Here is a 24,577-nt window from a genome sequence, read left to right as displayed (position 1 = left end):
AATTTTATATAACCCTTTAATTCAAAAACTCATAGATTCCTGCAGCACCTTGACCCGTTCCCACACACATGGTTACCATGCCGTATTTGCCCTGCATATTTCTTTTTCTCATTTCATCAAATAATTGGACAGATAATTTTGCTCCGGTACAACCTAAAGGATGTCCCAAGGCAATGGCACCACCATTTACATTTACAATATCTTGATTCAAATTTAATTCGCGCATAACAGCCAAGGATTGTGATGCAAAAGCTTCATTAAGCTCAATTAATTCAATATTATCTTGTTTTAAACCAGCCTGTTTTAGAGCTTTTGGGATAGCTTTTACCGGACCAATTCCCATGATGCGAGGCTCAACACCAGCTGCTGCATAGTTTACCAAACGTGCAATAGGCTCAATATTTAGTTCTTTTACCATGTCCTCGCTCATAACCAAGACAAACGCGGCACCGTCACTCATTTGAGAGGAGTTCCCAGCAGTTACACTTCCACCAGCGGCAAAAACAGGACGTAATTTATTAAGAACCTCAATTGAAGTTCCTTTTCTTGGTCCTTCATCTTTAGTAACCGTATACTTTCTTGTTGCCTTTTTTCCGTTGGTGTCAACATATACCTGTTCCACATCAATGGGAACAATCTGATCCTGAAAACGGTTTTCCGCCTGTGCTTTCAATGCTTTCATATGAGAGTTGTAGGCAAACTCATCTTGATCTTCCCTAGATACTTTAAACTCATTGGCGACAGCCTCAGCTGTATTTCCCATTCCCCAATAATAATCTTCATGTCCAGATTTGGCCAAATCATAATTTAATTCTGTTTTATATCCCGTCATAGGAACAGAGCTCATACTTTCTGCTCCACCAGCAATAATACAATCTGCCATTCCTGACTGAATTTTTGCAGTTGCTATGCCAATGGTTTCGATTCCTGAAGAACAAAAACGATTTACCGTAACACCGGGAACATCAACAATATCCAATCCCATTAAAGAGATTAAGCGGGCCATGTTCAACCCTTGGGAGCCTTCCGGCATTGCATTGCCAACAATAACATCATCAATGCGTTTTTTATCTAATTGAGGAAGCTCCTTCATCATATACTCGATGGTTTCAGCAGCTAATTCATCGGTTCTTTTAAACCTAAAAACTCCTTTTGGGGCCTTACCCACCGCTGTTCTATATGCTTTTACTATATATGCTGTTTTCATTTTTTTAATTTCTTAAAGGTTTCCCTGTTTTTAGCATGTGTTGAATTCGTTCCAATGTTTTACGTTCGGTACAAAGTGATAAGAATGCTTCACGTTCCAAATCCAATAAATATTGTTCGGTCACCAAAGTAGGTTCAGATAGGTCACCACCTGCCATAACATATGCCAATTTGTTTGCAATTTTATGATCATGCTCACTTATATATCTACTGGCTTCCATAGCATCTGTACCTACCAAGAACATTCCCAATGCTTGTTTACCCAATACTTTTACGTCTTTTCTTTTTACAGGTTTTGTATAGCCAGCTTCTGCCATTAACTTAGCATGTGCCTTTGCAGTTGCTATTTGTCGGTCTTTATTTACCACAACAAGATCTTTTCCTTTTTGAAGGATTCCCAAATCATAGGCTTCGTAGGCGGAGGTAGATACCTTTGCCATACCTATCGTTAAGAAGTATTCTTGAAGTATATTTAGTTCTACATCCCCTTTTCTAACCGAATCGGAAGCTCTAAGGGCAAATTCTTTTGAACCACCACCACCAGGAATAACACCCACTCCAAACTCTACCAAACCAATATATGTTTCTGCTGCGGCAATTACCTTATCTGCATGAAGTGATAGTTCACAACCACCACCAAGACACATTCCATGGGGGGCAGAAACCGTAGGAATAGAAGAGTATCGCATACGCATCATCGTATCTTGGAACATTTTAATGGCCATGTTTAACTCATCATATTCTTGTTCTACGGCCATCATGAAAATCATTCCAATATTGGCTCCAACAGAGAAGTTCGCAGCTTGATTACCAACTACAAGACCTTGGAAGTCCTTTTCGGCCAAATCTATACCTTTATTTAAACCTGACAAAACATCACCTCCAATGGTGTTCATTTTTGATTGGAATTCAACATTTAAGATTCCATCTCCTAAATCCTCGATTACAACACCACTGTTTTTAAATACCTCTTTGGATTTTCTAATATTATCCAAAATAATAAAAGAGTCCTGTCCAGGAACTTTCTCCATTCCTTTCTTAGGAATATTGTAGAAGTAAGTGGCACCGTCTTTTACAGAATAGAAAGAAGGCTCTTTCATTTCCTTAACCCAATCGGCTGCGGTTAGCCCTTCTGCCTTTATTAACTCCAATCCTTTTTCCTTACCAATGGCATCCCATATTTGAAAAGGCCCATGCTCCCATCCAAAACCGGCTTTCATGGCATCATCAATCTTATATAGGTCATCCGTTATTTCAGGAATACGATGCGATACATAGGCAAATAAAGCCCCAAAACTTTTTCTAAAAAACTCTCCGGCCTTATCTTTTCCATTTATCAAAATAGGAAAACGGTCCACAACTTTATCAATGGTTTTGGTGAGCTCTAATGTGGCAAATTTTGCACTCTTCTTAGAACGATAATCCATCGTATCTAAATCCAATGTCAATATTTCACTTTTCCCACCTTCACCTTTTACCTTTTTATAGAATCCTTGACCAGATTTACTGCCAAGCCATTTATTTTCTGACATGGTTTTAATAAAATCCGGTAATTCAAAAAGGTCTAAACGTTCATCATTTTTACAATTTTCATGGATTCCGTTGGCAACATGTACTAGGGTGTCCAAACCAACAACGTCTACTGTACGGAATGTAGCGGATTTTGGTCTACCAATTACGGGACCGGTCAATTTATCAACTTCTTCTACGGTCATTCCCATTTCTTTGACAGCGTGGAAAAGGCTTTGAATGCTGAAAATTCCAATTCTGTTTCCTATAAAGGCTGGAGTGTCTTTGGCAATAACCGAAGTTTTGCCCAAATACTGCTCCCCATATCCGTTTAAAAAGTCTAATACTTCGTTGGAAGTTTTAGGTCCAGGAATAATTTCAAACAACTTTAAATAGCGCGCTGGGTTAAAGAAGTGTGTTCCACAGAAATGTTTTTGAAAATCATCACTTCTTCCCTCACTCATAAAATGAATAGGTATACCAGATGTGTTAGACGTAATTAAAGTACCTTTCTTTCGATGGTTGTCTAAGCTTTCAAATACCTTCTTTTTGATATCTAATCGCTCTACCACCACTTCAATAATCCAATCCACTTCCGCAACTCTTGCAATATCATCGTCAAGATTGCACGTGGTAATTCTATTTGCAAATTTCTGATGATAAATAGGAGAGGGTTTGGATTTTAATGCGGCTGTAAGCGAATCGTTCACCAAACGATTACGCACCGCTTTATCCTCTAAAGTAAGTCCTTTCGCTTTTTCTTTGTCATTGAGTTCCCTGGGAACAATGTCAAATAACAATACTTCTACACCAATATTGGCAAAATGACAAGCAATGCCGCTCCCCATGATACCTGAACCAATAACAGCTACTTTATTAATATGTCTTTTCATTTTATAATTAATCGGTTGTTGTTTTTGTAAAAATCTCTTTTTCTGAAATTACCTTATTGATGGTTTCTATTACTTCAAAAAAGGTATCTAATTTTTCCTCGGAAACATTCTCTTTTATGGCGTCATTAAAACGTAAAACAGCGTTTTTTGAATCCTCCCTTTTCTGCAATCCAAGGGGAGTAAGATGAATTAAAACCCCTCGCCCATCTTCTGGGTTTGGCTTACGATAAATAAACCCTTTTTCCTCCATTCTTTTTAAAATCCTTGACAAGCTGGTTGCCTCCATTCCCATTTTGGGCCCCAATGCCGTAGAGGGAGTTCCCATTGAACGACTTATGCTGAGCAGTGTAAAACCAACGGCCATTGTAGAATCAAAATTCTTGGCTTCTTCATTATACATTTTAGATACTGCCTGCCATGTAGCTCTAAGAGCATAATCTATCGTCATTTCTTTCATATGGTCGGTTTTCAATCTTTCAAATATATAAAAAATTTATTATGCATGCATAATAAATTTAAGAAAAATCGACTAAATGAAAATGTATGATTATGGAATGGGGGTTTTTGGGAGTTAGACTATAACGGAACAATTAATGTCCATAAATATCATTGTATAAAGCAAGATATTTTTCTTTAATAATTTTACGTCTAAGTTTCATGGTAGGGGTCAGGTGTCCCTCGTCCACACTCCATACATCCGGGGTTAATCTAAATTGCTTTACTTTCTCCCATTTGGCGAAACTCTCATTGGCAATATCGACTTCTTCTTGGTAGCGAGCCAAAACTCTTTCATTATGAACAATATCTGAATTCTCCCCTAGAGTAATATTATGACGATTTGCCCACTCATATAAAAACTCAAAATTTGGTTGAATCAAAGCTGCAGGCATTTTCTCACCTTCGCCCACAACCATTATTTGTTCAATGAAGCGGGATTGTTTAAACTTATTTTCCAATAATTGCGGAGCAACATACTTGCCGCCGGATGTTTTGAACATCTGTTTCTTGCGATCTGTAATTTTAAGAAAACCATCTTCATCAATTTCTCCAATATCTCCCGTATGAAAATAGTCATCGGTCATTACTTCTGATGTTTTCTCTGGATCTTTATAATAACCCATCATTACTTGGGGGCCTTTGGCCAAAATCTCACCATCCTCAGCAATTTTTATTTCAGTTCTGTCCAAAGGTCTTCCAACGGTTCCTATTCTAAATCCTTTTTTCCGCATATCATTAACGCTGAGCACAGGGGACGTTTCAGTAAGGCCATAACCTTCCATGACACCCATTTCTGCTGCGTTAAATATTCTTGCCAATCTTGGTTGTAAGGCTGCACTACCAGAGGCTATCAGCGACAGGTTACCTCCAAGACCTTCTTTCCATTTGCTAAAAATTAGTTTACGTGCCAAGGACAACTTCTTTTCATATAACCAACCATTCTGACCGTAAGGTTCATATTTTAATCCCACTTCAACAGCCCAAAAGAACAGTTTCTTTTTTATTCCCTTAAGTTCAGTTCCTTTGGCAATGATTTTGTCATATACTTTCTCAAGTAATCTTGGAACGGCGGTCATTACATGTGGTGCAGTTTCTTTAAGATTGTCACTTATTTTATCCATGGATTCGGCAAAATAAATGGATACTCCTTGATATTGATATAAATACATCAACATACGTTCATAAACATGACAAACTGGTAAAAAACTTAAAGCTCTCACATTGCCATTTTCTATTGGAAGACGCTTAGAGCTTTCTAACGCATTGCTTACCAAATTGTTATGGGATAACATTACACCTTTTGGCCTACCAGTAGTACCAGATGTATATATTATTGTAGCTAAATCTTCTGGCTGAACCGCAGCTTTTAATTTTTCTACTTCTTTTTGATTGGATGTATCAGACCCCAATTCCAGGACTTTTTCCCAATTACTGCAATTAGATAGGTCATCAAAAGAATAGACGTCTTTTAATTTTTTAAGTTTGGAGCTTATGGATAGTACTTTCTTTAAAACTTCAGAACAAGAAACAAAGCAATATTTAGCCTCTGAGTGATTTAGTACATATTCATAATCATCTTCAGATATTGTTGGATAGATGGGAACATTTTGGGCTCCAAGCTGGAGAATGCCAATGTCCATGATATTCCATTCTGTCCTATTGGTCATGGAAATAACAGCAATTTTGTCGTTTGGTTTAACACCCAGTTTTAACAACCCACGACTTATGGCATTTGCTTTATCCACATATTCTTGGGTAGAGGTGGGGGTCCATTTACCGTTATATTTGGTTACCAACGATTCTTTAAGATTGAATTTTTCCAATTGATATTGTGGAAAATCAAATAACCTGGTTATGTTTTGCATACTTAGTATCTAAATAGTAATTGCAAAGTAACAAAAGGAAATGGGAATTTAAAATGGTATTAATAAATATATACTGTTTTAATTGCAAATTTCTTGATCTTTTATAATGAATGTAGTTTACCGATTTTAACCATTTATCGACAATAAATTGTAATTGAACATGTTATAACTACACCTTAGTGTTTTGTAGGAAAAATCTTCACACAAACTCTGTAGGTTTGTTTTCATGTTTAAAAACCAAATCGTAGGAATTATGGAAAAAAAATACTTAATAAAATTTAATGTTCAATATATTACAGTTTTTATTTTTCTAGCTTTAGGAAGCTTCGAAGCAAGTTCACAATCGGAACCTTTTGATTGTGACTTCAATGCTTATTTATTTCAATATAATGATGTCTATGCTTTGGATTTGGCATCAGGGAGTTCATATTTGGTGGCTCCTAATATTACCTCTGGCAATATTAATGGTGCTGCATATAATTCTGCCGATGGATACCTGTGGGGTTATTTAAGTACGCCCCAAATTTCGTTAGTGAGAATCGGAAAGGATTTTAGTACCGATGTATATACCATACCAGAATTGCCCAATAATGGAAATAAATATGTTGGAGATATATCTATAGATGGTATATACTACTTTAGAGCTGGTTCTAGCACTTATTATAGTGTTGATTTAAATCCTGAATCAAACAATTATTTACAATATCTGGGGGCTAGCACCTTGAGCAAATCCATTAAAATTCACGATTGGGCATTTAATGCGGCTGATAATAAATTATATACTGTAGAAAAAGGAACAAATCATTTATATCGTATTGATGCAGAATCTGGAGTGGTGGAAGACTTAGGTGAAGTTCCTATTTTGGCCGGACTTAACTATACTTTTGGAGCTGTTTATTTTGATGTAGATGGTAACTTTTATGTATCTGCCAATCAAACTGGTTCTGTTTACAAGATTAATGAAGTGCACAATATTCAGAGCGGAATAATGACTTCTAATATTTTTGCATTTGGTCCAGCAGCTTCCAGTAATGATGGTGCTAGATGCCCAACGGCCCCAGTTCCGCAAGAAGATTGTATTAATGGTGTGGATGACGATGGTGATGGGCTAGTTGATTGTGATGACCCGGCTTGTTCTGGAATTGCGGAATGTCCTGTAATACAGACAGCGTCAAGTGCCAATGATGGTGGACTTGAAAGTAATGATAGGTTAGCCAATTTAATTAACAATAGAAATTACCAACGTGCTAAAAAGAATTATGTTTTTGATAAAAGCAAAGCAAAAAGAGTAAAAAAAAGTGACCTATATGGTATAAATGCTAAAACTAATGTAAACAATATTCCATTAACTAATTTAATTCCAATTGGTGTGGTAGGGGAAACCAGTACTATAGAATCTTCCCCAGATGATTTATTAGATTTAACCAATGCTTCCGATATTTATTCGGTAGATTACTTAAATGACACAAAAAACCTTGGTTCGGTTATGGTTATTAAAACTGATAATCAAGTATATGAGCATAGTAAATTTATATGTGATCGTTTTCTTGGCGCGGAACTATTATCCGTTTCTAATATTCAATTACGTGAAAAAGACTTTATAAAATCCATTATCAAACAACCAGATGGTAGTAAAGAATTTGCACTAACATTTTCAGCAAGAGTAAATAATGAAAATAGTTTCATAATAGAATCTCACTGGAATATAGATGCGTATGTTAAGGATACACCATATTATAATTTTCAGATTTGGTCCAATTCTATTGATGACCTTTTAAAACTTGCAGATGAAATTTTAAATTTGTTGGAAGCCAATGCTGAAATTTCAACATACAATGGCTCACCACCACCACCAGTGTTTGTGAAATCTGCCAGATATAGAAATGGTGAAGTACTGCTAAACATGGTAAATAATAATAATTCAAATTCCATTAACCTGGAAGGTGGGTTAAAACTTACTGAAACAAGTAATACTGAGATAATTGGTGTTTCTGCTAGTATTGATGGTTATCTGGACTCTGTTTCCTTGCACACAGGGACGTTGTTCGATTTAGGTTTTAGAATTTCTGCGGGTCTAGGAGATACACCAGATGATTTGTTTGTGGCCGATGCCCCATGGGGGTTAGATGGTTCTGCCGGGGATACCACAGTTGATACTTATGAAGTTTTACCGGCACAAGGACCATATATAGGTGAGGGCTACCCGATTGAACGAAATGTAATAATTGAAGGATCTACAAGTAATTACATGGGTGTATATAGAGCTCTTAGTCCAAGATTTGCAGCAGTAGACCTTAGTGATTATCAAAAGGTAAGTTTTAATGCCAAAGGTACTGGTACGTTGGAAGTACAATTATTAAAAGGGGATGGGTCTATATTTATAACCAGGGTCTTCTTAGAGAATGAGATGAAGACCTATATGTTAAGTGACTCTGATTTTAAGGATGATGGAGGAAATAATACAGATTTTGCCAGTATTAAAGTAATATCCTTTAATCTAATAGCCGCGAATGGACATAACGAGAAAAAAAATATGGAGTTGAGGAATATCGATTTTCATAATCGTGAAGCAAGTCAACAGTTCATAGATAGTAATCTCAATAAATCTATTGTATATCCAAACCCAATGGTAGAAAGTTCCATATTGTATTTTTATGAAGAAAAAGCGTCAGAATATCAATTTGATGTGTTCACACTCGATGGTCGTTTAATGACGAACCAGCACATGGAAGGTGCTAGTGTAGAAGGACAAAATGAAATCACCTTGAGTAGAAGAAATCTTGCTCCTGGCCTATACCTATATAAAATTCAAAACGCTTATGACAAAATTTGGAGCGGTAGATTGTTGGTTAAATAATTTGAGTTTGATTTATGAAAAGCTGCATGTTTTCATTTTGCTATGAAATATGTAGCTTTAAGTTTTGATAATAATATTAGGTTGTAATTCTTGATTTTATAAATTTAAATTGTCCGTTATGGTTAGATTCATGTTCACATACATGAAACCATTTACAATAGTTGTTTGTTGGCCCCCATGGCCAATCCTGATCTACAGATAATAACCATTCATCATCTCTTTTAGCAAACTCTTTTATGGTATGCTCACGCACTTGAGAAAGCTCATTTAGGTAAAACTCATAAGTATTACCTTTAATTTTCTTTCTTGCTTCATCCCCTAAACGAGAAGCGGTAGTCCATTTTTTTGCATCATCGGAAGGCCAGTCCCCCCAATTCTTATTTTCAAACGTATGTATTTGATAAAAACGCTCAGTAGCGGCTAAATGCATTAACATGGCACCAATACTATTTGCATTTTCATCTACAAGAAAATCCAAATCGAAAACACTCATATCTTTTACAGGGGAAAGAATTACCATGCGCATCCAATTCATCATAGAAACCAAAGTGCCAATTTGTGGAGTAAAACCTTCTTTGGGGCCAACAATATTTATATCATTTTCCTGACCATAATTTAAGGGTAGAACATCTGGAGACGCATAAATATTCCCAGTGCTAAAAGCTCCTAAGGTGAGTAATGATGATTTTTTAATAAAATTCCTTCTGTTAAAAGAATGCTCTATATTTTGCATAGTCTAATTATTTGACCATAAGTTAGTTATTATTTTTTAAAACCCATTTTCTTGCGTTTACAAAAGCCTCTAACCATGGGGACACTTCATCTTTTCTATCTTTTGGGTAGTAAGCCCAATTCCATGGAAAAATAGAGCGTTCTATATGTGGCATCGTCACTAGATGCCTACCAGAACTATCACATAACATAGCAGTGTTAAAATCACTGCCATTAGGGTTAGAAGGGTAGTCTTTATATCCATATGTGCCTACTATGTCATATAAATTCTCGGAATGTGGTAAGCTGAATTTTCCTTCACCATGGGATATCCAAACTCCTAAAGTAGTGCCTTCTAGCGAGGAAAGCATTACAGAATTATTTTTTTGGATTTTTACAGATGTAAAATTACTTTCATGTTTCCCTGATTCATTAAAGGTTAGTCTACCATGGGTCTCATGTTCAGGGTTTATTAAATCCAGTTCCATGAACAATTGGCAGCCATTGCATATTCCAATAGAAAGTGTATCAGGGCGAGCAAAGAAATTTTTAATGGAAGAATTGGCTTTTTTATTGTATTTAATGGCTCCTGCCCAACCTTTGGCACTTCCCAAAACATCGGAGTTGGAGAACCCGCCCACAGCGCCAATAAATTGAATATCTTCTAAAGTTTCACGACCAGAAATCAAATCGGTCATGTGAACATCTTTTACATCAAAACCAGCTAAGTACATGGCGTTGGCCATTTCTCGTTCAGAATTACTTCCCTTTTCTCGTAAAATTGCTGCTTTTGGTTTCTTGGCTCCATCAGAAATAACGGGCAATATACCTGTGAAGTTTTTAGAAAAAGTGTATTGAAGAGGCTGTGCCTTATAATTATTAAATCTGTCTTTTGCTAAATTATTGGCAGTTTGCTTACTATCTAATAAATAAGAGGTTTTGAACCATTTGTCTCTTAATGACACTACATTGAGTCCCATTTCCATTCCTCCATTTTTAATTGTCAACGTACTTTCTGAAACTACCTTCCCAATTTTTTTGAAATCAATTTTGGCATCATTCAATAGGGTTTCAATTGAGCTGTTATTGGCTTGAAAAACTATTCCAGCATTTTCCGAAAACAATAGCTTAATAGTATCAGTTTCTCCCAAATCGGTTAAATCCAATTTGGCACCTAAATCGTTGTCCGCAAAGCACATTTCCAACAATGTAGTAATTAATCCACCCGAAGCTACATCGTGTCCAGCAACAATGTGATTATTTTTTATAGCATTTTGAACAGTATTAAAGACGGTCTTTACATAGCTGGCATCTTTTATGGTAGGGGCTTCATTGCCAATTTTATTTAGAATTTGCGCAAAAGAAGAACCGCCAATCTTATAAGAATCTTTGGATACGTTGATGAAATATATATCCCCACCATTTTTTTGAAATACTGGCTCAATAACATTGTTAACATCATTACAGTTTCCTGCTGCTGATATAATTACAGTCCCTGGGGCTATGACTTCCTCATCTTTGTATTTTTGCTTCATGGATAGGGAATCCTTACCAGTGGGTACATTGATTCCCAGGGCAATGGAATATTCTGATACGGCTTTTACAGCTTTGTACAACCTTGCGTCTTCCCCTTCATTTTTACAAGGCCACATCCAGTTGGCTGAAAGTGAAATAGATTGTAGCCCTTCTTTTAAAGGAGCCCAAATAATATTGGTCAAAGCCTCTGTAATACTGTTTAAACTTCCTGCTACGGGGTCAATCAACCCAGAAATAGGGGAGTGTCCAATGGAAGTGGCAATCCCTTCTTTTCCTTTAAAATCCAATGCCATTACCCCGCAATTGTTCAAAGGCAACTGTAATGGTCCCACACACTGTTGTTTTGCCACGCGACCCCCAACGCATCTATCTACCTTATTGGTCAACCAATCTTTGGAGGCTACTGCCTCCAATTGCAATACTTGTTCCAGATAATCGTGGAAGTTTTCCAACGAATAGATGGGAGTATTGTACTTCCTTTCTATGGAAGTGTCCGTCATAATTGTTTTTGGAGAACTCCCAAACATACCAGAAAGAGCTAAGTCCATTGGCTTTTCACCACTTTTTTTGGACTCAAAAGTAAATCGATGTTCCCCTGTAACATGTCCTACTTCATACATGGGTGAACGTTCTCTTTCTGCAATTCGTTGTAATAAGCCAATATTTTTTTCGCCAATTACCAATCCCATACGTTCTTGGGATTCGTTCCCAATGATTTCTTTCGATGATAGGGTAGGGTCACCTAAAGGGAGTTTGTCCAAATCTATCTTACCGCCTGTTTCTTCTACAAGTTCAGACAAACAGTTTAAATGGCCACCTGCACCATGATCATGTATGGATACAATTGAGTTTACATCACTTTCCACCATGCCTCTTACTGCATTCGCCGCTCTTTTTTGCATTTCTGGATTGGAACGTTGTATGGCATTCAATTCTATAGACGAATCAAAGGCACCCGTATCTGCACTGGAAACAGCTGCGCCACCCATACCAATGCGATAGTTGTCACCCCCAAGAATTACTATTTTATCCCCTTTTGCAGGAATATCTTTTATGGCTTGGTCTGCTTTTCCATATCCAATACCACCTGCTTGCATAATTACTTTGTCATACCCTAGCTTTCTTGATTCTTCTTGGTGTTCAAATGTCAACACAGAACCTGCAATCAATGGCTGTCCAAATTTATTTCCAAAGTCCGATGCCCCATTGGATGCCTTAATTAAAATGTCCATTGGGGTTTGGTATAGCCATTCTCTTTCTGTCATTCCACTTTCCCATGGACGATTTGGGTCCAACCTTGAGTAAGAAGTCATATATACTGCCGTTCCTGCCAAGGGAAGTGAACCTTTGCCTCCAGCCAATCTATCTCTAATTTCTCCTCCAGAACCTGTAGCTGCACCATTAAAAGGCTCTACAGTTGTTGGGAAATTATGGGTTTCAGCCTTTAAGGAAATTACAGATTCAAACTCTTTTTCTTCATAAAAATCTGGCTTATCGGCACTTTTGGGAGCAAACTGAGTCACTTTAGGTCCTTTAACAAAAGCAACATTATCTTTGTATGCGGATACAATATCATTTGGATTCTCTTCAGATGTCTTTTTAATGAGTTTGAACAAAGAAGTGGGCATTTCGCTACCATCTATTATAAAGGTGCCATTAAAAATCTTATGCCTACAGTGTTCCGAATTTACTTGACTAAAACCAAAGATTTCAGAATCGGTCAATTTTCGATTTATCTTTTTGGACAGTTCATTTAGATATTCAATTTCTTCATCACTCAAAGCAAGGCCTTCTTGTTGATTGTAGCCAGCTATATCTTCTATTTCCAAAATAGGTTCTGGTTGAATATCAATTGTAAAAATACCTTGTGAAAGCCCCTCATATTTTTGAGAAATCATGGGGTCATAATCCTCGAAGTCTTTTGAAACCACTTTAAATTCTTCGATGCGAACAACACCTGAAATACCCATGTTTTGTGTGATTTCCGTAGCATTTGTACTCCATGGTGTAATCATTGCAGCTCGTGGGCCAACAAAAAAGGCATCCAGGGATGCCATGTTTAGTTTTGGTTGGTCGCCGAACAACCATGTAAGTTTTGTAATGTCCTGTTTTGAAATTTCTTGATTGGCCTGTACCGCAAAAACCTTGGTGCTTAAGTCCCCGAAGAAGTGAATCATAAAGTGCAAAATTGTTTAGCTTAAGAAAGTACAAATTTACGCCTTTAACTTTGAATTTTGAGGTTGACTTTAAACAGTTTTGAACGATTATTGTTGATTACTTTTTTCCAACAATGCCATATAAAATCCATCATAACCACTTTTGGATGCATAGACTTTGTTTTCTTTGACCAATTTAAATTCTTTTCCTTCATCCGATGCCAAAAAAGATGTTACTTGGTCAGAATTTTCTTGTGGAAGTATGGAGCAAGTTGCATAGACCAGTTTACCCCCATTTTTAACTATTTTGCTATAGTTTCTGAGTATTTCTTGTTGAGTTTTGGTTATTTTATCAAGAAAATCTGGTTGCAATTTCCATTTAGTATCGGGATTTCTTCTAATGACCCCTAACCCTGTACATGGAGCATCTATTAAAACCCTATCAGCACTCCCGTATAATTTTTTATAGACTTTAGTGGAATCTATTTCACGAGGTTCAATGTTATGGGCACCATTTCTTCTGGCTCGCCTTTTTAGTTCTTTTAATTTGCTGCCATATATGTCCATCGCAATTAATTGCCCTTTGTTTTCCATTAAAGCGGCGAGGTGAAGAGATTTTCCACCTGCTCCAGCACAAGTGTCCACTACACGCTGTCCAGGCTTTACATCTAGAAGTTCTGCTACTAGTTGGGAACTGGCATCTTGAACCTCAAACAAACCATTTTTAAAAGCTTCCGTTACAAAAACATTGGCGCGTTCTGGTAACCGTAATGCTAAGGGATATCCTTTTATAGGTTCAGTCTCAATACCTTCCTTTTTTAAGGCATTGCGCAATTGTTCTTTGGTGTTTTTTAGCGTATTGGTACGCAATATTACTTCTGCTTTTTTATTTAGGGCCTCTAGCTCTTTTGTCCATAATTTATCACCTAATGATTTTGCGCATAACTCATCTATCCAATCTGGAACCGCTTCCCTGTACTTTCTAATTTTTGAAAGTTCATCAAACTTTCCCTTAATTCGCCTTTCTGGAGTAGGCTCTATTTGTTTCCAATCTGGAAGTTCAATTCCTTTGAGCACGGCCCATACAGCCCACATACGGAACAATTCCGGCCTACTAAAAGGCGCCTTTACTTCAGCAATTTCGGCGTACAACCTCTTGTACCTTACCATTTCATATGTGGTTTCCGCAATAAAACCACGATCACGCGCTCCCCAACGTTTATCGTACTTTAATACTTTTTGTACCACCTTATCTGCATATTCACCTTCATTGAATATTAAATTCAAGGCATCAATAACCGCAAAGACCAAATTTCTGTGTAAACGCATCAAAAAAAATTAAGAATGCAAAGGTATTGTTTTGATGGGGATTCCTCTTATTTTTAGCAAAATTTAAAGCAATGAAATTCCTTTTCCTTTTTATAACCTTTTGTTTTTTAGTTTCTTGTGACCAGAGTGAAAAATCACACCTATATTCATCAGTGACCGTTGATGATGTTTATCAAGATTCCGTCAGTATTAGAGCAATTGAAATTATGAATGGAAGCTTAGCTTTTGCAGGAAGTAATGGAAATTTTGGTTCTGTAGATTTAAGTTCGAATAAAGTGCGTACAAATATTCAAATATATGATTCAATTTTCCCCAGTTTTAGGGCAGTTGGTCATACAGCTACTGATTTCTTTATGCTTTCCGTGGCCAATCCAGCATTGTTGTACAAAACTGGTGATAGTGGACAAATGGAGTTGGTTTATATAGAAGAAGGTGAAACAGTTTTTTATGACTCCATGACATTTTGGAACAATAGGGAAGGAATTGCGATTGGTGATAGTGTGGATGGTTGTTTGTCTATAATCATAACTAGGGATGGAGGTACTTCATGGAACAAATTACCATGCGAAATATTACCAAAAGCCATCATTGAAGAAGGAGCTTTTGCTGCCAGCAATACCAATGTTGATGTCAAAGGAAATAAAACATGGATTGCCACTACTGGTAGCCGAATTTATTTTTCCCCAGATAAGGGAAACACTTGGGAATACGTACAGACCCCAGTATTGGGAGATGGGCCAACCGAGGGCATTTATTCTATAGACTTTTATGATGAAAATATTGGTTTTGCATTTGGGGGAGATTTTACTAAGCCAGAAAATAACCATGCAAATAAAGCCATTACATTAGACGGTGGAAAAACATGGGAATTGATTGCCAATAATCAGGAACCTGGATATAAAAGTTGCGTGCAATTTGTACCAAATGGCGGTGGTAAAGATATTGTTGCTTTGGGGTTTACTGGAATTTCCTATTCAAAAGACATGGGCAGCACATGGAAACAACTATCGGAAGAGCCTTTTTACACTATTCGTTTTTTGAATGATTCCATTGCTTACGCAGCTGGAAAAAACAGAATAGCTAAATTGACCTTTAGATAAGTCTAGTTAGCGACCTCCGTGTTTTTTACGGTATCCCCTGATTAATTCTTTCTGAAAATCTTTTTCAGCTTTTACTAAGAGAAGTGTTTTTTTGGCAGAAAGCATTTTTTTTACTTTAAGCATGAAAGCTTTATCTAATTCTTCCTCCTCTTCTTCAATGGATAAATATTTGTTCAAAAGAGCATCGGCTTCTTTTTCACTAATATTTTCGTCTCCCAATTTACTGTAAAAACCATGGTACTGTTCTTTTCCCAATCGGTGCCTTTTCTCTTCATACTCATTATAAATGGGCCAAAATGATTCTGCCTCATTACTACTGAGACTTAAACGCTCGGTAAAAAATGCTACTTTTAAAGCTTTTATTTTTTCAAAATCGGGTTTATCTTGCCCAAATGACATAGTTACGGTCATAAGAAAAACTGCAATGAATAATACTATTCTATTCTTCATCATATATATTATTTAATTCTTGTAAATCCTCAATATTGTTGTCCAAATACTCAACAATTCCTTCTTGGTTTATTTCTTTATTTAAGATATCATTTATTTCCACATCATGAATTGGCAATAACTCTGCCAATTCGTTCTCATTGAAATCCAGTTCATAGTCTTCAAAATAATTTTCTATGGTACTACTTGTCAAGCTATCAAAGGAGGGTGTTTTGTTGGTATTCGTTCTAATTGCAAAAAACACCACAAAAACAGCAGCAATTGAAGCAGCTACATAATAATATTTTTTATAGAGTGAAACTACTTTGGTTTCCTTCTTATCAACTTTTTCGAGAATATCCTGAGTTAGATTTTCAAAATAGCTCTGGGGCACCCTAAATCCATCATGCTGAACATCAGAATTTGGCAAAGTAACCTCCTCATTGGATATTTTGCTTAAAAGTTTAGCAGGTAAACTTTCAAAATATCCCTCGGGAGTTTTAAAACCACTATTTTTATTTGCCTTTTTCATTCTTTAGTTTGACTATCAATGTTTTAAAAGGTTTAATCTTCTTTTAAAAACGATTCTATCTTTTTTACAGCCAAGTGATAGGATGCTTTTAACCCACCAACTGATGTCTCTAGAATATTGGAAATCTCTTCATATTTTAAATCATCAAAATATTTCATATTGAACACCAACTTTTGTTTTTCTGGTAGTGTTGCAATGGCTTGCTGTAATTTAAATTGAATAGCATCGCCCTCAAAATACACATCTGATTTTAAATTACCAACCAATCTCTCTTGAAGCTCTTCCGAATTTACTCCCATTTTTTTTGATTTCGACTTAAAAAAAGTAAGTGCTTCGTTTGTAGCGATGCGGTACATCCAAGAGAACAGCTTGCTATCCCCTTTAAAACCATCAATGTTTTTGTATACTTTAATAAAAGTATTTTGTAGTACATCATCTGCATCATCGTGACTTAGCACAATTTTACGGATATGCCAATAGAGTCTTTCTTTATAGGTGTTAACCAGCACCTCAAAAGCCTTGGAAGACGACGTCTTATCCTTTTGTTTTAATTGAAATAATAATGTTTCTTCGTCAATCAAAGACATTGTCCTTTGTATTTATATGACCTTTTTTTGAGGAAAAGGTTTAGTCTAGGAATCAAAAGATTGCATAGCTACCAATTTTTGATAGGCTCCTTTTTTTGCCAATAATTCTTCATGGGATCCTATTTCTGAAATTTTTCCCTTTTTCAAAACTACAATGGTATTTGCCTTTTGGATGGTGGATAATCTATGGGCAATAACCAAGGATGTTCTATTCAGCATCATTTTCTCCAAAGCATCTTGCACCAAACGTTCACTTTCTGTATCCAAAGCGGATGTTGCTTCATCTAAGATCATGATTGGGGGATTTTTTAAAACAGCACGGGCTATGGATAATCTTTGTTTTTGGCCACCACTTAATTTATTTCCGCTATCCCCAATATTGGTGTCATATCCATTAGGAAGATCTAAAATAAACTCATGTGCATTGGCAATTTTAGCAGCTTCCGCAATTTCTTCATCGGTAGCATTATCTTTCCCTAGGGCGATATTGTTTTTAACAGTATCATTGAATAAGATAGAATCCTGGGTAACTAGACCCATAAGGTCCCTCAAGGATTTTTTGGTCATGTCCTTAATATCGATGCCATCTATGAGGATTCCACCTTCGTTCACATCATAAAACCTAGTAACAAGATTGGCAATTGTGGATTTTCCACTTCCAGATTGACCAACCAAAGCCACAGTATGGCCCTTTGGGATTTTTAGATTTAGACTTTTTAGGACGAAATCATCTTCATATTTAAAGGAGACACCTTTTAATTGAATTTCTTCATTGAAATCAGTTTTTACTACTGCATCGCTTTTTTCAGTGATGGAATTTTCAGTTTCCAATATTTGCAGTACCCTTTCGGCTGCTGCATTTCCTTTTTTAACACCGTATGATGCTTTGCTAATTGCCTTTGCAGGAGTTAAAATATTGTATGCTAATCCCATATATGCAATGAATGAAGAAGCATCCAAAGTTTTATCTACCAGAACCATTTTGCCACCAAACCAAAGCAACACACCTATAACCAAAATACCTAGGAATTCTCCAGTAGGGGATGCCAAATTTTGCCTGTTCAACAATGTATTGGAGAATTTAAAAAAACGATTCGTGGAGTTTTTAAACGTATTGTAAAATTTTGATTCTGCATTAAATGCTTTTATTACCCTGAGCCCACCAAGAGTTTCCTCTACGATGGACAAAAATTCCCCTTGCTCTTTTTGTACTCTATCAGATTTCTTTTTTAAAGATTTTCCAATCCTGGAAATAATCATTCCGGCAATAGGGATGAATATAAATACAAACAATGTCAGTTTTGTACTTATCCCAAACATGATGATGATGGTAAACAAAATGGTAAGGGGTTCTCGAACGATCAACTCAAGAACTGACAAAAAAGAATGTTGAATCTCCAGCACATCAGATGTAACCCTGGCAATGACATCGCCTTTGCGTTTTTCAGAAAAATAAGAAACAGGTAAATCTGTTATTTTTTGGTACATTTTGTTTCTAATGTCCTTTAAGACCCCATTCCTTAGAAAGGTAATAAAGTACATCGCCAAATAATTAAAGAAGTTTTTTAACAGAAACAAGATGAGAACTAACCCAATTACCAAAACTAATCCCTTCATTTGATCATCACCGGAATATAGATTGACCCTGTAATTAATATATTCCTGTAAATAATCTTTTAAGTGCCCTAAATCTGTATAAACTGGTTTAACAGTAATTCTGTTCTCTGGCTTAAAAAGAACATCCAACATGGGAATCAATGCGGCAAATGAAAGCGCACTGAACAATGCATAAAGTATATTGAAAAAAATATTTAAAAATCCATATTTGCGATAAGGAAGTGCAAATTGTAGAATCTTTTTAAAGTACTCCATTAACCTAATTTCAGTTCCTCCAAGATACCATTTATTTTAGCATCCAATTTTTTATCAACTACCTTGAAATCTTCAGAATTGTCCAATGTTGTATTGGTAGTGATATAAAATTTCACCTTGGGTTCTGTTCCACTTGGTCTGGCCGCTATTCTGGTACCATCTTCGGTTACATAGACTAGTACGTTGGATTTTGGAATCTTAATTGCTTTTTCCTCGCCAGAAATAACATTTTTGGCGATAGAGGTATTATAGTCTTCAACCCAAATAACTTTAGAGCCTTGAACAGATTCAACGGGATTTTCTTTAAAGTTTTTAAGCATTTGCTTAATTTCTTTGGCACCGCTCATTCCTTTTTTGGTTATGGAAATAAGATGCTCTTTATAAAAACCATAATCAACATAACAATCAATTAAATCCTTATAAAAAGAACTTCCATTTGCTTTTGCTTGGGCAGCAATTTCACATGCTAGTAGAGTAGAGGTAACAGCATCTTTATCACGAACAAAATCGCCTACCATGTAACCAAAACTTTCTTCACCACCACCTACAAAATATTCGTTCGGGAAGTCTTTGATCATTTTGCCGATCCATTTAAAACCAGTAAGGGAAGTTTTGTATCCTACACCATATGCGTTTGCCAATTTTTCTACCATAGGCGTGGAAACAATTGTAGTGGCAATAAATTCATTTCCTTTAAATCCGGCGGTCTTTCTTTGGTCCAATAAAAACTTGGTCATTAGGACCATGGTTTGGTTTCCATTGAGCAATTCCATTTCACCTTCTAAGTTGCGTACAGCAATTCCTAAACGGTCACTGTCCGGATCTGTACCCACAACCATGTCTGCACCAATTTTTTCAGCTTTATCAATGGCCATTGCCAAGGCTTCTGGCTCTTCTGGGTTAGGAGATTTTACTGTTGGAAAATTACCATCTGGTTTCGCTTGCTCTTCAATTACTGTAACATTTTTATAACCTGCCCGCTTTAGAACTTCAGGAATGGCAGTAATGGATGTTCCATGGATAGAGGTGAATACAATTTTAAAATCATCCTTTCCCTCGGCATTAAAGTTTCCGTTGGCGACAGATGCTTCAAAGAAAGCCTCATCAACTTCTTTATCAATTAATTCTATTAAATTATCGTTTGCGTCAAATTTAATATCTTCAAAAGAGAGTTTGTTGATTTCAGCAATTATTTCCCCATCTTGCGGAGGGACAATCTGTCCACCATCTGCCCAATATACTTTATAACCGTTATATTCTGGCGGATTATGGGAAGCTGTTAAAACAATTCCAGCATGACAGCCCAGGTGTCTTACAGCAAAAGAAAGTTCTGGTGTAGTTCTTAATTCGGAAAACAAAAAAACCTTTATTCCATTTGCAGAAAGCACTTCCGCTACCGTTCTGGCCAGCGTATCACTATTATGTCTGCAGTCATAGGCAATTACAACTTTTAACTGCTCGTTTGGGTATGTCTGTTTTAGGTAATTACCCAAACCCTGTGTGTTTTTCCCTAAGGTATACTTGTTTATTCTATTGGTGCCCACACCCATAACTCCACGCATTCCACCAGTTCCAAATTCCAGATCTTTGTAGAACCGTTCCTCTAATTCTTGAGGGTCATTCTGCATAAGATTTTTAATTTTTATTCTAGTCTCAGAATCAAAAAAATCTGTCAACCAAGTTTGTGCGGTTTTTAAAGCGGAATCGGCAATTGTACTCATGGAAATTATTTTTGGCAAAGTTACATTAGATTTTTTATTTTTCAGTGTCCACGGGTATATTTCATGTTATATGTCCATGGTTTACTGTATTTGTACCGTGTAATTTTTATATATATCGAAAAGTCATTATTTTTAAAAATTTACTCTACTAACTCATTGGAAATGAAACAAGCTATATGCTTCCTTATGCTTTTATTGGCTTGTACTACTTATGGTCAGCGAGAAGCGTCCAACTGGTTTTTTGGAGCAAATGCTGGACTGGATTTTAACTCTGGAGCTCCCCAAATTTTGAATGGGGGACAGTTAAATACAGTAGAGGGATGTGAAACTTTTTCAGATGTGAACGGTAATTTGCTTTTTTATACAGATGGTAAAACGGTATGGAATCGTAACCATGGTATAATGCCCAATGGAACAGGTCTAAAAGGAAGTTTTTCTACTACGCAATCTGCATTGGTTGTGCCAAATCCAGTTATTGAAGATATTTTCTATGTCTTTACACCAGATGATGCACTTGCCTATAATGGAGAGGGTGGTTCCAATGGGTTTAATTATTCTGTAATTGACATGGGTTTGGATGGGGGTAATGGAGACGTATTAATTAAGAATATAGACTTATTGGAAAATGCCTCCGAAAATGTTACTGCGGTAATAGGACCAGACGGTATTTCTTATTGGGTCGTAACACACTATCAAAACCAATTTTATTCATATTTAGTTGATGGGACTGGCGTAAATGAGGAGCCTGTTATATCTATTTTGGGGCCAACGGTAACAGGCGGTGATAATATAAGGGGGAGTATTAAAATATCCCCTAATGGAAAAAAACTAGCCATTGCCAATACTATTATTGAACCGGAGTACACAAGTAGTTTACACCTATTCGATTTTGACAATATCACTGGAGTGGTGAGCAATGCGATTCAAATTCCTTCAAAGAGACTCTATTATGGAGTGGAGTTCTCGTCTAATTCTTCCAAGCTATACAGTAGTGGTCTGGCAATAGATGATACTGTGGGAGATGTAGATGTCGGTAGCCTTGAAATAGTTCAATTTGATTTGAATGATTTTGATATTCCCGCTTCTGAATATTTGGTTGGAACCTACCCTAGTACCCTAGCGGGAAATGTGTCTGGGGCATTGCAAATGGGAATAGATAAGAAAATATACCATGCTGTTCCCGGCGAAAAACTTTCTGTTATAAGGACTCCCAATTTAAAAGGAATTGATTGTGATTTTAGGTTGTTTGAAGTTGATTTAGGAGATAATGCCCTATCTACATATGGACTTCCCCCTTTTATTCAGTCTTTCTTTGAGACCATAGTGACCATTGAGAACTTTTGTGAAGGGGAAGCAACAACTTTTACAACTGATTCTTCAGCAGATATTGCATCAATAAGCTGGGATTTCGGAGACCCTAGCTCCGGTTCAGACAACAGCTCTTCAGATTTAAACCCTACCCATATATTTTCTGCCTATGGAGTCTATACCGTAACTATAGATGTTGATTTTATTAGTGGTCCATCAAAAAAATATATTGAATTTGTTGAAATAGCGGAATCGCCAAATGTAACCAATAGCATAGAATTGGTGCAATGTGATGTTGATGGATTGGATGATGGTTTATCAATCTTTAATTTAAGTGAGTCTATTAGTTTGTTCAGTAATGGAAATGAAGATATTAATGCATTATTTTTTATATCAATGGATGATGCAATTGCCAACATTAATCAACTGTCTTCTGAAAGTTATGAGAATACATCAAATGGGCAAATTATTTATGCTAGAGCCTTTGAGAATGCTGAATGTTATACATTTGTGCAAATAGAGCTTACCGTAAAAGCAATGTCTGATCTAGGAACGTATGCAGCAGCCCAGATATGTGATATAGGAAATTCCTTATTGGTTTTTACTGTTGATATAAGTGATGTTTATGAGTACATAGCAAATGATTTCCCAAATAATGATGGAATTTCGATATTCACATCAGAATCTAATGCCTTGTTGGAGGTGGAACCTCTTGCATTGGAAAAATATCAAATAGGACCTTTTGATGAATGGGCTTTTTACTTTAGGTTGGAGAATAATAACGCTTGTGATTTTATGGGAAAATTACCATTGGATATTATTTCAAGACCAGAATTTGAAGATACCGTAAACCTAAAATTATGTGGTAATGGAACCGTTCTTGAAGCGCCAGAAGGCTTTCTAACTTATTCATGGTCCACGGGAGAGAATGCCCAATCTATTACCGTTAACGAAGTAGGAAATTACTCAGTAGATTTTAGTGTTGATAACTGTAGCTATACCCAACACTTTATTTTGGAAGAAAGCTCCGATTTAAAAATAAATGAAATAGAGGTTTGGGATTTTAGGGATAACAATGAAGTTATTGTTCATGCTGAGACCGAAAATAGCGAAATACTATATTCAATAGATGATGGGTTTACCTATCAAACGGTAAATTCCTTTAAGAATTTAAAACCTGGGATTTATGGGATTAGCGTAACTGATAATTGTAAAACCATTGATTCCAGTGTGGTGGTAGGTGGGTTGAATTCTTTCTTTTCACCAAACAATGATGGTATAAATGATATATGGACGTTGGCCAATGCCGAGTTTTTTCCCAATTTTGAAATATCAATTTTTGACAGGTTTGGACAATTGATATCTACTTTTAAGGATGGGCAAGAGGGTTGGAATGGCACTTATAACAATCAATTAATGCCTTCAACAGATTATTGGTATAAATTGAAACTAGAAAATGGCAGAACGGTTAATGGCCACTTTGCATTAAAGCGCTAAATGTTCGTTGTTTTGTCTATGGTATAGTTTGCCTTGTTCTGCTTTGACCTTAATATAATTTCCCCTAAAAATCCTGCCAAGAAAAATTGGGTGCCAATAACCATAGAAGCTAAGGCGATAAAAAATTGGGGACGGTCGGTAATAAGTCTACCCGTGGTGTTTATGAATAATTTGTCTATTCCCAAGTAGAGGGCAAACCCAAATCCAATAATGAACATTACTACGCCCAAAGCTCCAAATAAATGCATGGGGCGCCTTCCAAATTTGGATACAAACCATATGGTGATTAAGTCCAAAAAGCCATTTATAAATCGTTCCATTCCAAATTTTGTTTTCCCATACTTTCTAGCTTGGTGTTGAACCACTTTCTCGCCAATCTTTACAAAGCCTGCATTTTTAGCCAATACAGGTATATAACGGTGCATTTCTCCTGATACTTCAATTGTTTTCACTACAATTTTATTATATGCCTTTAAGCCACAATTAAAGTCGTGGAGTTTAACACCAGAAGTTTTTTTTGCAGCCCAATTAAAAAGCTTGGAAGGAATATTTTTTGTGATAACAGAGTCATATCTCTTTTTCTTCCAGCCAGAAACTAAATCATAATTTTCATTGGTTATTAAGCTATAAAGTTCTGGGATTTCTTCTGGATTGTCCTGTAAATCAGCATCCATAGTTATTACAACATCCCCTTGTGCAGAACTAAAACCTGCATGCAATGCCTGGGATTTCCCAAAGTTTTTTAGAAATTTAATTCCTTTGGCATTGGGGTTTTCTGCACTAAGTTTGGAGATTATTTCCCAAGAACTATCCGTACTGCCATCATCAATAAACAGAATTTCATATAAAAAATGATTGGATTGCATTACGGATACAATCCAATCATGTAGTTCTTTTATAGATTCTTCTTCGTTAAGTAAAGGAATTACAATGGATAATTGCATTGACTTATTCTGAAATTCCTTTCAAAA

At 36.3% G+C, this 24,577-nt stretch carries 16 protein-coding genes; 3 read left to right on the top strand and 13 right to left on the bottom strand.

All coding sequences use genetic code 11. The annotated features are described in order from the left end of the window. Positions 1 to 16 precede the first annotated feature (16 nt). From GGR42_RS12605 to GGR42_RS12590, 4 genes are all read right to left on the bottom strand, one after another. Positions 17 to 1,207 carry an acetyl-CoA C-acyltransferase gene (locus GGR42_RS12605; RefSeq protein WP_167964731.1) on the bottom strand — a complete coding sequence of 397 codons (1,191 nt, stop codon included), beginning with the start codon at positions 1,205 to 1,207 and terminating at the stop codon, positions 17 to 19. A 4-nt stretch (positions 1,208 to 1,211) separates the two neighbouring features. Beyond that, the gene (locus GGR42_RS12600) at positions 1,212 to 3,608 is read right to left on the bottom strand and encodes a 3-hydroxyacyl-CoA dehydrogenase/enoyl-CoA hydratase family protein (protein WP_167964729.1); all 2,397 of its coding nucleotides are present in this window, start codon (positions 3,606 to 3,608) and stop codon (positions 1,212 to 1,214) included. 7 nt (positions 3,609 to 3,615) lie between these two features. Continuing rightward, positions 3,616 to 4,065 (bottom strand): MarR family winged helix-turn-helix transcriptional regulator, encoded by a 450-nt coding sequence (locus tag GGR42_RS12595; protein WP_167964727.1) that lies wholly within the window; start codon positions 4,063 to 4,065, stop codon positions 3,616 to 3,618. 133 nt (positions 4,066 to 4,198) lie between these two features. Continuing rightward, positions 4,199 to 5,971 (bottom strand): AMP-dependent synthetase/ligase, encoded by a 1,773-nt coding sequence (locus tag GGR42_RS12590; protein WP_167964725.1) that lies wholly within the window; start codon positions 5,969 to 5,971, stop codon positions 4,199 to 4,201. A 253-nt stretch (positions 5,972 to 6,224) separates the two neighbouring features. Here GGR42_RS12590 and GGR42_RS12585 point away from each other — a divergent pair, with 253 nt between their 5' ends. After that, positions 6,225 to 8,828 (top strand): T9SS type A sorting domain-containing protein, encoded by a 2,604-nt coding sequence (locus tag GGR42_RS12585; RefSeq protein ID WP_167964724.1) that lies wholly within the window; start codon positions 6,225 to 6,227, stop codon positions 8,826 to 8,828. Positions 8,829 to 8,904: 76 nt separating this feature from the next. On the opposite strand, the gene GGR42_RS12580 is transcribed toward GGR42_RS12585, so the two are convergent. The 3 genes from GGR42_RS12580 to GGR42_RS12570 form a co-directional block, all read right to left on the bottom strand. Next, positions 8,905 to 9,561, bottom strand: coding sequence for a DinB family protein (locus tag GGR42_RS12580; protein ID WP_167964722.1), 657 nt, complete (start codon positions 9,559 to 9,561; stop codon positions 8,905 to 8,907). A gap of 22 nt (positions 9,562 to 9,583) precedes the next feature. Next, positions 9,584 to 13,252, bottom strand: coding sequence for a phosphoribosylformylglycinamidine synthase (gene purL / locus GGR42_RS12575; RefSeq protein ID WP_167964720.1), 3,669 nt, complete (start codon positions 13,250 to 13,252; stop codon positions 9,584 to 9,586). Between the two features lie 87 nt (positions 13,253 to 13,339). Beyond that, positions 13,340 to 14,560: an RsmB/NOP family class I SAM-dependent RNA methyltransferase gene (locus tag GGR42_RS12570; protein WP_167964718.1), complete on the bottom strand. Its 1,221-nt coding sequence runs from the start codon at positions 14,558 to 14,560 to the stop codon at positions 13,340 to 13,342. Between the two features lie 71 nt (positions 14,561 to 14,631). On the opposite strand from GGR42_RS12570, the gene GGR42_RS12565 reads away from it, so the two are divergent. Continuing rightward, the gene (locus GGR42_RS12565) at positions 14,632 to 15,660 is read left to right on the top strand and encodes a WD40/YVTN/BNR-like repeat-containing protein (RefSeq protein WP_167964716.1); all 1,029 of its coding nucleotides are present in this window, start codon (positions 14,632 to 14,634) and stop codon (positions 15,658 to 15,660) included. Between the two features lie 6 nt (positions 15,661 to 15,666). On the opposite strand, the gene GGR42_RS12560 is transcribed toward GGR42_RS12565, so the two are convergent. The 5 genes from GGR42_RS12560 to GGR42_RS12540 are packed head-to-tail and all read right to left on the bottom strand — an operon-like array spanning position 15,667 to position 20,801. Next, on the bottom strand, positions 15,667 to 16,113 hold the full coding sequence (locus GGR42_RS12560) for a hypothetical protein (RefSeq protein ID WP_167964714.1): 447 nt from the start codon (positions 16,111 to 16,113) through the stop codon (positions 15,667 to 15,669). Next, positions 16,100 to 16,621, bottom strand: a complete 522-nt coding sequence (locus GGR42_RS12555) for a hypothetical protein (RefSeq protein WP_167964712.1) — start codon at positions 16,619 to 16,621, stop codon at positions 16,100 to 16,102. The genes GGR42_RS12560 and GGR42_RS12555 overlap by 14 nt, the downstream gene beginning before the upstream one ends. Before the next feature lie 32 nt (positions 16,622 to 16,653). Next, entirely contained in the window at positions 16,654 to 17,208 is a 555-nt protein-coding gene (locus tag GGR42_RS12550) for an RNA polymerase sigma factor (protein WP_394352761.1), read from the bottom strand. 45 nt (positions 17,209 to 17,253) lie between these two features. After that, positions 17,254 to 19,080, bottom strand: coding sequence for an ABC transporter ATP-binding protein (locus GGR42_RS12545; protein ID WP_167964710.1), 1,827 nt, complete (start codon positions 19,078 to 19,080; stop codon positions 17,254 to 17,256). Further along, positions 19,080 to 20,801, bottom strand: a complete 1,722-nt coding sequence (locus GGR42_RS12540) for a phospho-sugar mutase (protein ID WP_167964708.1) — start codon at positions 20,799 to 20,801, stop codon at positions 19,080 to 19,082. The genes GGR42_RS12545 and GGR42_RS12540 overlap by 1 nt, the downstream gene beginning before the upstream one ends. Positions 20,802 to 20,963: 162 nt before the next feature. Here GGR42_RS12540 and GGR42_RS12535 point away from each other — a divergent pair, with 162 nt between their 5' ends. Next, positions 20,964 to 23,606: a T9SS type B sorting domain-containing protein gene (locus tag GGR42_RS12535; RefSeq protein ID WP_167964706.1), complete on the top strand. Its 2,643-nt coding sequence runs from the start codon at positions 20,964 to 20,966 to the stop codon at positions 23,604 to 23,606. Here the strand turns inward: GGR42_RS12535 and GGR42_RS12530 are convergent. Then, positions 23,603 to 24,550 (bottom strand): glycosyltransferase family 2 protein, encoded by a 948-nt coding sequence (locus GGR42_RS12530; protein WP_167964696.1) that lies wholly within the window; start codon positions 24,548 to 24,550, stop codon positions 23,603 to 23,605. The genes GGR42_RS12535 and GGR42_RS12530 overlap by 4 nt on opposite strands. Positions 24,551 to 24,577: the final 27 nt, after the last annotated feature.

The sequence above is a fragment of the Saonia flava genome, assembly GCF_011927795.1.
Taxonomy (GTDB): domain Bacteria; phylum Bacteroidota; class Bacteroidia; order Flavobacteriales; family Flavobacteriaceae; genus Saonia; species Saonia flava.
Note: the sequence above shows the minus strand (reverse complement) of the source record. Positions and strands in the feature narration are given on the sequence as shown.

Coding starts and splice junctions, on each gene's coding strand:
- GGR42_RS12585 (WP_167964724.1), top strand. CDS start 6,225: ATGGAAAAAAAATACTTAATAAAATTTAATGTTCAATATATTACAGTT.
- GGR42_RS12530 (WP_167964696.1), bottom strand. CDS start 24,550: ATGCAATTATCCATTGTAATTCCTTTACTTAACGAAGAAGAATCTATA.
- GGR42_RS12545 (WP_167964710.1), bottom strand. CDS start 19,080: ATGGAGTACTTTAAAAAGATTCTACAATTTGCACTTCCTTATCGCAAA.
- GGR42_RS12555 (WP_167964712.1), bottom strand. CDS start 16,621: ATGAAAAAGGCAAATAAAAATAGTGGTTTTAAAACTCCCGAGGGATAT.
- GGR42_RS12570 (WP_167964718.1), bottom strand. CDS start 14,560: ATGCGTTTACACAGAAATTTGGTCTTTGCGGTTATTGATGCCTTGAAT.
- GGR42_RS12565 (WP_167964716.1), top strand. CDS start 14,632: ATGAAATTCCTTTTCCTTTTTATAACCTTTTGTTTTTTAGTTTCTTGT.
- GGR42_RS12590 (WP_167964725.1), bottom strand. CDS start 5,971: ATGCAAAACATAACCAGGTTATTTGATTTTCCACAATATCAATTGGAA.
- purL (WP_167964720.1), bottom strand. CDS start 13,252: ATGATTCACTTCTTCGGGGACTTAAGCACCAAGGTTTTTGCGGTACAG.
- GGR42_RS12540 (WP_167964708.1), bottom strand. CDS start 20,801: ATGAGTACAATTGCCGATTCCGCTTTAAAAACCGCACAAACTTGGTTG.
- GGR42_RS12595 (WP_167964727.1), bottom strand. CDS start 4,065: ATGAAAGAAATGACGATAGATTATGCTCTTAGAGCTACATGGCAGGCA.
- GGR42_RS12535 (WP_167964706.1), top strand. CDS start 20,964: ATGAAACAAGCTATATGCTTCCTTATGCTTTTATTGGCTTGTACTACT.
- GGR42_RS12550 (WP_394352761.1), bottom strand. CDS start 17,208: ATGTCTTTGATTGACGAAGAAACATTATTATTTCAATTAAAACAAAAG.
- GGR42_RS12560 (WP_167964714.1), bottom strand. CDS start 16,113: ATGATGAAGAATAGAATAGTATTATTCATTGCAGTTTTTCTTATGACC.
- GGR42_RS12605 (WP_167964731.1), bottom strand. CDS start 1,207: ATGAAAACAGCATATATAGTAAAAGCATATAGAACAGCGGTGGGTAAG.
- GGR42_RS12580 (WP_167964722.1), bottom strand. CDS start 9,561: ATGCAAAATATAGAGCATTCTTTTAACAGAAGGAATTTTATTAAAAAA.
- GGR42_RS12600 (WP_167964729.1), bottom strand. CDS start 3,608: ATGAAAAGACATATTAATAAAGTAGCTGTTATTGGTTCAGGTATCATG.